Genomic DNA, 11,480 nt, shown 5'->3' with positions numbered 1-11,480 from the left:
AATCGATTCAGGTTCCTCCCTTTTCATATCTCGTCACCGGAAATATGTTCTAGCTTTCCTTCAGGACCACCATTGTTTAACCACACCATGACCTTTGAAGCCACGACTTGCTTCTGAAAAGGAGAGACATCACGATGAAACGATGGACAGAGCAACAGATCCTCTCATGCCTAAGACAAGCAGCGAATGAACTTGAAGAATTTGACACAAAACAGTACACACTATGGGCCCGAAACAAAGACGTCCCCTCCCTATCGACCGTGATTTACAAATTTGGTTCTTGGCGGGAAGCCGTTCAAGCGGCGGAGATTAAGATGTTGTATCGTTATTATTCAGATGAAGATATTTTGACCGCACTGATTGAGGCATCAGAAGAACTTGAACTCTTCACGAGCCAAACGTATCGTGCCTGGGCAAAAATCTCTCAAGCCCCTTCCTTGACGCTCATCAGTAGCCGGTTCGGTTCGTGGTCGAATGCGTTACGCGAAGCCAAGCTTCAAACGACGACGGTACGGAACAATGAAGAACGGATCATTCAAGCGTTGATTGAAGCCTCTGAAAAGCTAGAGCGCCTCACGTCCCAACATTACGCCGTATGGGCACAAGAAAAAGGCTATCCGACGGTAGCGACAATCGCTCGTAAATACGGTTCATGGAGCTATGCGCTATTTGTCTTGGATATCGCTCCACCGAAACGTAAATGGGATGAGGAAGATGTCATTGATGCCTTGCAGTTAGCCAAAACAGAGCTACCACATTTTAGTATCCTCCACTACCGGAAATGGGCCGAAGGTCGAAATGTTCCAAGTACATCGACGATCAATGCCTTGTTCGGAAGCTGGACGGCCGCGCTAAAATGTATGGAGGAACAAAAAGTAAAACAGTAATCCATACAGATGAACTCATACAAAAAGCGCCGACTCTTTCTAATCTGTACCTCATGTAAAGGACATTAATAAAAAAACTTATGCTGCTTCAAGGAGATGATTCCTGTACTGTACGGGAGTCATCTTTTCATGTTCCATTGATCACGACAAAGAAGGGGTCCAGCCACCGAAAATCGGTGACCGGACCCCTCTTTTTATCAAAAATCTTTAAAACCGGCTAGTTATGTCCCAGCCTCGTCATCGTTAGCCAACATCGCATAATCATCACTCTTATTTTCAACTACACAGTTATCAGAGAAGAATGAAAAAACGCTGTTGACACCTTCTCTAAAATATAGGCTATACTCCCAGAATTGGTTTAATCCTCATTCGTCTCCGTTCGTTCAAAAACAATCTGTTGTGATTGTTCGTCCCATTTAGCTACTATTTTATCCCCTTTCTCAATAGCCCCTCCTAAAAGTTCACGAGCTAATTTCGTTTCTAGCTCACTACGGATTACACGTTTGAGTTCTCGGGCACCAAATTCAGGTTTGTACCCTTCTTCTGTAAAGTGGCGAGCTAAAGTTTGATCGAAAGAAATAGTAATCCCCTGTTTCGACACATTCTTCGCGACACGTTGTAGTTGAAGTGATACAATTTCGTTTATTTGATCCTCATTTAAAGCACTAAATACAATAATTTCATCAATCCTGTTTAAAAACTCAGGACGGAAATGACTTGCCAATACAGTCATAACTTCTTTTTTTACGTCTTCGTAATCTTCTTTAGAAGAATGATCGCTGTTTAATCTAGTCCGAATAATATCTGACCCTAAATTTGACGTAGCTATAATTATCGTGTTGGTGAAATCTACAACTCTTCCTTTTCCATCAGTAAGTCGTCCATCATCGAAAACTTGAAGTAAGATATTGTACACGTCAGGATGAGCCTTTTCAATTTCGTCTAACAATATCACGCTGTAAGGTGAACGTCGTACTTTTTCGGTGAGCTGACCGCCTTCATCATAACCCACATACCCAGGAGGAGCACCTACAAGACGTGCTACTGCATGCCGTTCTCCATATTCTGACATATCAATTCGTAATAATGCATTTTCATCTCCATAAATAACTTCTGATAAAGCCTTTGCAAGCTCGGTCTTACCTACCCCGGTAGGTCCTAAGAAAAGAAAGGTAGCAACAGGCTTATTTTCTTCGCGTAATCCAGAACGAGACAAACGAACTGCATCTGAAACAGCTTTTACTGCCTCTTCTTGACCTACTAAGCGCTGATGCAGTTGTTCTTCCATTCGTAAAAGTTTGTCTTTTTCTTCTGTTGTTAGTTCGTTCACTGGAATGCCAGTCAACTGCGAAACCACATAAGCAATATGTTCAGGTTTTACTTCTGTACTCCCTGATCCTTTTTCGGCTTCCCATTCTTCTGTTAATTTTTTTAACTCACTTTCTTTTTCTTCAATAACTTTTGTAAGTTCGCTTGCTTTATCGTACTGCTTTCTATTTGCAACGTAATCTCGCTCTCTTAGAAGGTGCTGCAATTCAGCTTCGATTTCTTGAATTCCGGCAGGACGTGAAGTGGCAATTAGTTTAACTCTAGCTGCCGCTTGATCAAGAAGGTCAATGGCTTTATCAGGTAAAAAACGAGAAGGAATATATCGATCTGATAACTCTACTGCAGAAATAATAGCTTCTTCGGTTATAGTCACCTTATGATACGCTTCAAAAGTATCGCGCAAACCTCTTAAAATCATAATCGTTTGCTCTGGAGTCGTCTCGTGAATAATAACCGGTTGAAATCTTCTTTCTAAAGCCGCGTCTTTTTCGATGTACTTTTGGTATTCATTCAGAGTAGTCGCGCCAATGAGATTCAACTCTCCTCTAGCAAGCATTGGTTTGAAAACGTTAGCTATATCTAGACCGCCTTCTTCCCCACCCTGTCCAGCGCCTACAATCGTATGGACCTCATCAATGAATATAATTAAATCATCTTTATTTTCCGATATTTCCTTCAACACTTTTTGAACACGTTCTTCAAACTCTCCTCTGTATTTTGATCCAGCAACCATTGCGTTAATATCTAACTCCATTAATCGCTTATCCTTTAAACCTTCAGGTACTTCACCGTCAACAATTCGTTGTGCTAACCCTTCTACAATAGCAGTTTTCCCAACCCCTGGATCACCAATCAGTACTGGATTATTTTTTCTACGTCGAGCTAATATCTCTATTGTGGTTTCCACTTCTTCGGCACGACCTATGACCGGATCTAGCTTCCCTTCTTTAGCCATCTTAGTAAGATCGCGCGAAAATTTCTCCAGTTCAGGGGTGTTACTCAAATTGGATAGACCTCCTTTGTTTTCACCGTTCCCGACAACCCTACTCACTTGCTGTCTTATAGATTGAGGCGTCAAACCATATTTGCGAAGGATGTTTGCAGCCAGCCCCTCTCCCTCTTCAGATAAACCAATCAAGAAATGTTCGGGACCAACATAAGGGTGTCCTAAATCATTTGAAGCAATAAAAGAACGACTTAAGGCGTCTTTTACTCGCGGTGAAACGCTAATCTCACCTTCATGCAATTCCTCTCCATGTTTCGCCTCAGCTTGAATTTGTCTTTTCAAATCTTCCACTTTAATTTTGAATTGATTAAATATACTTTGAACAACCTCACTATCTGTCAACGCCAACAATAAGTGCTCTGTATCTATTTCGGGTCGGTTAAATTCAGAGGCATATTGTCCCGCTTTTTGAAGCATCTCTTCCGCGCTTTCACTCAATCGGCTAGTTAAAGCATTACCACGCTTGCGCCGTGCCACTTCGCTCGAGGTTTCATCATAAACATTTTCTTTACTAACTTCTTCATCTACATTAAAAAAAGGTAGTTTGCTCGAAAAAAAGTTATCGAGCATAGTGCCACGTATTCCAAATAACGATTCGATTGGAGAAATGTTTAATCCATTGCGTTGTAAAAATTCTTGATAATGACCCTCACATAACTCCATATTTCGTAACTGACCATTCAAGTTTGCTTGGACTCTGACTGATGCTGGTTTTCCACAAATATCACATCTGTTCGTCGACATATTCCCTGCCCCCTTAATTAATCGAATAGTTTAGTTTATATAATATTTCCCCTAGCTCACTTAACGTAAAACATGATATTTATAATAAATAATTGTTTTTAGATCACTCTTAAAAGAAATGCTGACTTTAACATATCTGTGCATAAGATACATTCGTCCTTTAGATGGGCGATTTGTCAAATTAAGCGCAATACTTCCCCGTAAAGGTCCACTGTGCCGTTTTCCAGTTCAGACACTTTCTCGGCCGCCCGTTGCTCTCGGCGAGCACTTCATGCGTGATTTTCGCGAAGGATTCTCTTGGCGTTCATGTTGCCATGACGAGTACGGGGCGGCAAACCGGCGTTGATACGCCCGCAGGTCTGCACTAGTTTCCGGTGCTTGTCCTTCTGCCGGAGCAAGGTTATGGGCACGTATATTACCCCCACAGACCCAGAGATAGATCGTCAAGAAGGCGTTTTTTCCCATGTAGAGGTGAGCGACGATCTGTTCTGGGGACCAGGTTGCCCGTAGCTTCCGGATGATCGTCAGAAGCGTAGTTTTGTCAAGTTTTGTATTAGCGCTCCTGTGTGCGTTCAGCTATCTCACTATAAACCGGATAGACACCCCTAGATTTAGACGAGTCCCTATGAATATGTTTATTCTTCCATCGTATGTAGTACACTCAGTTTTTGTTCGATTGAATGTCGATTTCTCGCCATAAAAAATACTCCCCGATTAGATAAACAGATTTTTTATTTCATCTGTCTACCTCTTGGGGAGCATATTACCTACTACTCAGAGTACAGTTCATTCCTTTTTCATGTGACGATCGCAATGTATAGCGGGATTCCAACTAACAGGTTGAACGGGAACGTGACAGCTAGCGAAAGGGTCAAATAAAATGATGGTTTCGCTTCCGGGACCGAGGCTTGCAACATGGCGGGAGCGGCGATATACGACCCACTCGCTGCGAGTGTCATCAAGAGAATCGTTCCGCCGTCAGATAAATTGGCGATATTCGCTGCGATAAAGCCGACAAGGGCCCCGACTAACGGAAACACCATACCCATCATCATAAATTTCAGCCCATATGACGGGACCGTTTTCAATTGCTGTCCGACTTTTACTCCTAGACCTAATAAGAAAAGGAGTAACACACCCGGGAACAAGTCGACGAAAAATGGTTTGAGTGGTGTGGCGTCTGGTGTCACAAGACCTACGATTAGACCTGCAAACATTAAGAGGATGCTTTTCGAGAACAAACTCTCCTTTAGCACGAATAGAGAGTTCGCCTTTCCTGACGTGGCCGTGATCCCGAATACTTGCGTCTGATTATATAGGAGCAACGCCACAATCAGACCGGGGATTTCAAGGACGACGACCAATGTCGTCATGAACGGTTCATATGCAATCCCGAGACGTTCGAGCTGTGTCGACGCGGCCACATAGGTGACGAGTGACACCGAGCCGAACGTTGCAGCCATGGCAATTCGCTCGGGGAATGAGAATTTGAACATCCCTCCGACATAGAACGCGAGAAGCGGTAGCAAAATTCCAATCAACAGCGTCACGGTCAGCGGTAATGCGATGTCTTCAAAAGATACCAAGGCGAGTCCCATGCCTCCCTTCAGTCCAATGGCAAGCAGTAAGTAAATGTTGAGCGTCGTGCTCAGTGAATCCGGGATCTTTAAGTTTGATTTTCCGACTGCGGCGATGACGCCCGTCACGAACAGTAGTACCGGGGCGCTTGTCAATAAAAATAAAAACAATTCCATACATCTTCCTCCTTGGCGACAAAAAAGCGCACACCTAAAGAAGGCGTGCGCTGTATGCCGACGGCTCGAATGATCGCTCCGTCAGGCCGACAACTGTCAGTTTATTGAATTGGTCAGTAGCTCCGTCATAAGATTTCGAAAGCACGCTTCATCATGACTCGTCCAGTCGCTCCTATATACGTCTCTGCCTTTCATTTTAAGAAGGTAACGTTTCGTTGTCAATCGGTTTGATCCCAAGGGGCATCTAGTCGGAACACGATGAGACGCTCCCCTGTTTTCGTACTGATGTCCGTATGGAGCGAGACAATCGAACGACCAAGTACTTGCCCGACAATCGTTTCGAGTTGACTCCGTCCTGATTCGACGAGATTGTTGCGGTATTTCTTCAATTGCTCGCGACCTGACGACTTAGTAGCCAAGTCGTACTCGGCCGGCGTCAACACGCCTTGGAGTGTGACGATGGCGAGGTCTCGAAGCAGGTCTGCCTTACACGTCAATGACCCGCGACCCAAATATTCTTTTTCCCATTGGGTAATCCGAGCGCTCAGTTCCATTTCCAGCTGACCCTTTTTCCGCATTTACTTCACGAATCCAATCATCATCTCACGAAGAATCTTAGCTGCTGCAATGGCTGTCATGTCTGACTGATCGTATGCTGGTGACACTTCGACAAGGTCTGCACCGATGATGTCGAGGTCTGCGTTCGCAATCGCATGTACCGCTTCGAGCAATTCTTTCGTTGAGATGCCACCGATTTCTTGCGTCCCTGTCCCTGGTGCCGCTGACGGGTCGAGGACGTCGATGTCGATCGTGACATATACTTTTTTACCAGCGAGTGTCGGCAAGACGCGCTTGAGTGGTTCAATCACTTCAAACTGATGCATGTTGTAGCCGACTTCACGTGCCCACTCAAACTCTTCTTTCATTCCTGAACGGATTCCGAACGAGTAACAGTTCGATGGTCCAATCAAGTTTGCCGCTTTTTTGAGCGGAGTCGAGTGTGAGAGCGGCTCGCCTTCATACTCATCCCGAAGGTCCGTATGCGCATCCAAGTGGAGGATGACAAAGTCGTTGCCGTACACGTCGTGCATCGCTTTGATGATCGGCCATGTGACAAGGTGCTCACCACCCATGCCGAGTGGGAACTTGCCTGCTTTGACGACATCTTTGACGAACGCCTCGATCATATCGAGCGACTTCGGTGCGTTCCCGAATGGAAGCGGGATATCTCCTGCATCGTACACCGCGGCATCAGCCAAGTCACCGTCTAAATATGGGCTATATTCCTCGAGTCCAATCGATACTTCACGAATCCGGTTCGGACCGAAACGCGAGCCTGGACGGAAGCTGACTGTCCAGTCCATCGGCATCCCGTAAAGAACCGTCTTCGCCTCTGTCACCTCTGGGAGGCTGGCGATAAACACTTTACCTGAGTAGGCTTCATCGAAACGCTTAATCATTTTGTTAAGTCCTCCACGAATTTCGGAAGGACGAACGCTGCATTGTGAAGCTTCGGCGTGTAGTACTTCGTTTCGATGTCATGGAAACGCTCCGCTGATACTTGTTCCGGGTCGTATTTCTTCGAGCCGATCGTGAACGTCCACATGCCGCTCGGGTACGTTGGTACGTTTGCTGTGTACAATTTCGTGATTGGGAAGATTTCCTTCACGTCACGTTGAACCGTTTGGATGAGTTCTGGTGTGAACCATGGGTTATCCGTTTGAGCCACAAAGATGCCATCCTCTTTGAGCGCTTTTGAAATCCCTGCATAGAACCCTTTTGTGAAGAGGTTGGCTGCTGGTCCGACCGGTTCAGTCGAGTCGACCATGATGACATCGTACTCGTTTTCTGACTTCGCGATATGCATGAATCCGTCACCGACGATGACTTCAACACGCGGGTTGTCGAGCTCACCCGCAATATTTGGTAAGTATTTCTTCGAATATTCAATAACTTTCCCGTCGATATCTACGAGAACCGCTTTTTCTACTGATGGGTGTTTCATAATTTCACGGATGACACCGCCGTCTCCCCCACCGACTACGAGCACATGCTTCGGATTCGGGTGTGTAAAGAGTGGGACGTGTGCGACCATCTCGTGATAGACGAATTCGTCCTTATCCGTCGTCATGACCATCCCGTCAAGTAACAACATCGTTCCGAACTCGTCCGTTTCGACCATCTCTAGTCGTTGAAACTCCGTTTGTTCGCTCTCATAAACGTGGTTTACACGGAACGTAATCCCGTAATCTTCTGTTTGGTGCTCCGTAAACCATAATTTTAATTTTTGGTCCATCGATAGAACCCCTTTCTGTTCAAAAAGTTGTTCGTATGCGAGTGGCGTTTTGAGGCGCTTCTTAATCATACGATAGGAAGTATACAAAACCTGTACCCATTTTGCACGATTTTTTTGCGGGATCGGTCTTGAATGTGAGTTTTTTGTGAGACGTTGCCGATATACTGATTGAACCAATTCTGAATCGAAAGGTGGAATAGTATGTGGTCACCCTGTGCTGCTTGTAACACAACCATTCCTTTGATTGCTCAAGGAACACTCGTCACGAAATTCAAGGAATACTCTTACAAAACGTTTGAAGAACTCGATACGCTCCTTCTGCATGCGGAAGGGACGGTTTACTGTGTCGATTATAACTCCAACAGTCAGACACCTCCACTTGAGGTCGAAGCACTAAAAGATCAGCTTGCACATCGGCACATCATTGAACAGATTCAGCACGGCACGTTCGAGAGTCATCTCCAACCGATTATCTTCCTCGATTCAACGGAAACGTTCGGATATGAAGCGCTCCTCCGCAGTAGCGCCAATATCTCACCTGGTGACCTATTCCGGACGGCAAACCGCTTCGGTCTCCATTCGAAACTCGATCAACGTGCCCGCGCGGAAGCAATCAAAGCAACGTTTGAAGCCGTCGCCCCTCAGCAAAAGACGTTCATCAACTTCTTACCTTCGACCATTTATAACCCGGACTATTGTCTCCAGCACACGTTTGACATCATTGACCGATATGACCTCAGCCCAGACCGCTTTATCTTTGAAGTCGTGGAGACGGAGAAGGTACATGACGTCGATCATCTCCAACACGTATTTTCGACATATAAAAAGCGGGGGATGAAAGTTGCATTAGACGATGTCGGGGCAGGCTTCTCGACAATCGATATGTTGAAGCGACTTGAACCGGACTATGTCAAAATTGACCGTTCCTATATCTCGTTTTGTGATGAAGACGCTGAAAAACGCGCTTTCCTCAAACAAGTGCGTGCGTTAACCCATTCGATGGGCATCACCCTTCTTGCTGAAGGGATAGAACGTATGGAAGAAGCAGATGTCTGTCGTGAGCTCGGATTCGATTTAGCGCAAGGATATTTCTTCGGAAAACCGGCTCCTGCCAATCAATACAAGATTGAAATCACATAAGTCATCACGTTCAAAAGCACAGGAATCGACTTCGTCGACATCCGGTGCTTTTCTTTCATTCATGCGCCAACAATACCTTGATTTTAGATATGAAAAAAAGGGTAAGAGATGAATAGTTATGGACTCTCTCGAAAGGAGGAACGGTTGTACACGAATATGTACTTCTTCGTTCGTTATCCCGACGAAATCAATGCTGTTTTGAACAGCGTGTACTAAAAAACGAGGGGGATTCCCCTCGTTTTCATTGTTCATCGAACTATAGAAAGGTCGTGTTTCCTTTGAAACGTCGCGTAATTCAACTGATCATCATGGTGATCAGTGTCATCTTGCTTATCGGTCTCTTGTTCTGGCTCGACATCCTTATTTCTATATTAATTGGAATCGCCATCATCGCACCGCTCGTCGTCGGATGGCAAATTCTATTTGACCAAGTACAACCTCAAGGGAAGCTCGCCTGGTTACTGACCGTCTTCTTCATTCCATTCATCGGTGTCTTGGCATGGGTCATGTTTGGCCGTACGCCACGCCGTCATCGACGCTTCAAACGAACGTCATCAGAGATCCGGATGCTACGGCAAGCAATCGAAAGCGAGAAAATTGAAACTTCACCTGATATTGTGTCGTCTTACCCGTTGACACGGACACTCGAAAAATTAGGCGCATCCGGTGCCGATGGTCATACTTCGACTAAACTGCTCGTCAACGGTGAACAGAAATTTGATGCATTATTAGACGCCATCAACAGTGCAACCAATCATATCCACATCCAATACTACCTCTTTCGGACGGATGACATTTCGTTAAAAGTTAGAGACGCCCTCATTCAAAAATCGAATGAAAATGTCATTGTCCGCTTTCTGTATGACGGACTCGGCAGTCAAGAAATCGGGGAAGAGTTTATCCAACCGTTACGGGAGTCCCGTGTCCACGTTCAGGCGTTCGACCCCGTTTTGCATCCGTACCTGGTGTTTAACGCCAACTTCCGCAACCATCAAAAACTGATTGTCGTGGATGGGCGAATCGCGCTAACAGGCGGGTTGAACGTCGGGGATGAATATCTTGGGAAGAATGATAAACTCGGTTTCTGGCGTGACACTCACCTCCGTCTCGAAGGTCCGCTCGTCCGAGAATTACAGCAGCTCTTTGTAGAGAACTGGCTATACGCAGGACAAGGGACGAGTGATGAGACGTGGGATCTGTTCGCAGATGAAAAGAACCTCTCTCAGTACTTTGTCAATGAACCAAAAGGGCAAAACGGAGCGACACAACTACTCGTCACATCGCCTGGTAAAGACGTCACGATTCGCGATGGACTCATGCGTCTGTTGATGGATGCCAAAAAATCGATTTGGCTCACCACCCCATACCTTGTCCCCCCGCCTGAACTATTGGCCATTCTTGAAGTCGCAGGTCGTAGCGGCATCGATGTCCGAATCGTCGTACCGGGCAAAGGAGACGAATGGTTCAGCTTTCATGCGACCGAGTATTATTTTGAACAACTGTTGAAGCGCAATATCAAAATTTATAAATACAACCGCCATTTCATCCATGCGAAAACACTACTGATTGATGGTAACGTTGCCCTCGTCGGATCAGCCAACTTCGACTTTCGTAGTATGTTTCTCAACCACGAGATGATGATTGCCCAATTCGATACTACATCCATTCAAGAACTGCACGAGGCATTTCTAAAGGACTTTGATGAATCCATTTTAATCGATTGGACCATGCTGCGGAAAAAGACGACCGGCAAACGTTTCGTCGAAGCGTTTTGTCACATTTTCTCGCCACTCCTTTGACGCATTCGCCAAACAAGATACGTCATGGCGACGACACCAACTAAAAACAATTGCCATCCAATCGTTAACTGCATCGCTGCCGTCACCGCCAGTCCTTCCATAATCAAGGCAGGAATCTTTCCAATCGTACTTGCTACTGCGAACGAGGCGAGCGTCATGCGACTGAACGCCGCCGATAACGTGACGAGACCAGAAGGAACGAATGGCATAAGACGCATCCCGAGGACGAGAAACCAAGCCTCGGCTCCTTCGGACTCCCGAAGCCGTTGGAATCGGCTACCATTCGGAGAAACATAACGGTGTAGGGCTTTCCGATAAAGGATGAAACTCACGACGGCGCCAACTGCCTCCCCGACAATCGATACGAGGATGCCCGGTACGAGACCGAGGACACTCACATTGATGGCTGTCAAAAAAGCACTAGGGAGGACACCGGCGACCGCAATCACACTATTCAGTAAAATACTGATCATCAAAAATAAAGGGAGCGGGAGCAGTTCCCATTCCATAATCATCACTCTTTCT

General features: G+C 45.7%; 9 protein-coding genes and 1 pseudogene. 3 read left to right on the top strand and 7 right to left on the bottom strand.

Going from position 1 to position 11,480, the window contains the following annotated elements:
* Positions 1-134: 134 nt before the first annotated feature.
* A complete protein-coding gene (locus KNO72_RS10585; protein WP_012727425.1) occupies positions 135-887 on the top strand; it encodes a homing endonuclease associated repeat-containing protein in 753 nt (250 codons plus the stop codon).
* Between the two features lie 358 nt (positions 888-1,245).
* Here the strand turns inward: KNO72_RS10585 and KNO72_RS10580 are convergent, their stop codons facing one another.
* The 6 genes and pseudogenes from KNO72_RS10580 to speE all read right to left on the bottom strand — a co-directional run bounded on the left by KNO72_RS10580 (position 1,246) and on the right by speE (position 8,016).
* Positions 1,246-3,966 carry an ATP-dependent Clp protease ATP-binding subunit gene (locus KNO72_RS10580; RefSeq protein WP_214685409.1) on the bottom strand — a complete coding sequence of 907 codons (2,721 nt, stop codon included), beginning with the start codon at positions 3,964-3,966 and terminating at the stop codon, positions 1,246-1,248.
* Between the two features lie 176 nt (positions 3,967-4,142).
* Positions 4,143-4,302: pseudogene (locus KNO72_RS15940) on the bottom strand (IS30 family transposase); the annotation flags it as partial.
* A 461-nt stretch (positions 4,303-4,763) separates the two neighbouring features.
* Positions 4,764-5,720 carry a sodium-dependent bicarbonate transport family permease gene (locus KNO72_RS10575; RefSeq protein WP_214685407.1) on the bottom strand — a complete coding sequence of 319 codons (957 nt, stop codon included), beginning with the start codon at positions 5,718-5,720 and terminating at the stop codon, positions 4,764-4,766.
* A 218-nt stretch (positions 5,721-5,938) separates the two neighbouring features.
* Positions 5,939-6,298: a Na-translocating system protein MpsC family protein gene (locus KNO72_RS10570; protein WP_031422162.1), complete on the bottom strand. Its 360-nt coding sequence runs from the start codon at positions 6,296-6,298 to the stop codon at positions 5,939-5,941.
* On the bottom strand, positions 6,299-7,180 hold the full coding sequence (gene speB, locus KNO72_RS10565; RefSeq protein ID WP_012727428.1) for an agmatinase: 882 nt from the start codon (positions 7,178-7,180) through the stop codon (positions 6,299-6,301).
* A complete protein-coding gene (gene speE, locus KNO72_RS10560; RefSeq protein ID WP_012727429.1) occupies positions 7,177-8,016 on the bottom strand; it encodes a polyamine aminopropyltransferase in 840 nt (279 codons plus the stop codon). The genes speB and speE overlap by 4 nt, the downstream gene beginning before the upstream one ends.
* 201 nt (positions 8,017-8,217) lie before the next feature.
* Between speE and KNO72_RS10555 the strand changes: the two genes are divergently transcribed.
* Positions 8,218-9,156 carry an EAL domain-containing protein gene (locus KNO72_RS10555; RefSeq protein WP_078147707.1) on the top strand — a complete coding sequence of 313 codons (939 nt, stop codon included), beginning with the start codon at positions 8,218-8,220 and terminating at the stop codon, positions 9,154-9,156.
* 269 nt (positions 9,157-9,425) lie between these two features.
* Entirely contained in the window at positions 9,426-10,955 is a 1,530-nt protein-coding gene (cls, locus tag KNO72_RS10550) for a cardiolipin synthase (protein WP_371815847.1), read from the top strand.
* Here the strand turns inward: cls and KNO72_RS10545 are convergent.
* The gene (locus tag KNO72_RS10545; protein WP_078147709.1) at positions 10,931-11,470 is read right to left on the bottom strand and encodes a TVP38/TMEM64 family protein; all 540 of its coding nucleotides are present in this window, start codon (positions 11,468-11,470) and stop codon (positions 10,931-10,933) included. The genes cls and KNO72_RS10545 overlap by 25 nt on opposite strands.
* Positions 11,471-11,480 lie beyond the last annotated feature (10 nt).

The organism is Exiguobacterium sp. s123 (genome assembly GCF_018617075.1).
GTDB lineage: Bacteria > Bacillota > Bacilli > Exiguobacteriales > Exiguobacteriaceae > Exiguobacterium > Exiguobacterium profundum.
This window is presented reverse-complemented; position numbering and strand designations above follow the sequence as displayed.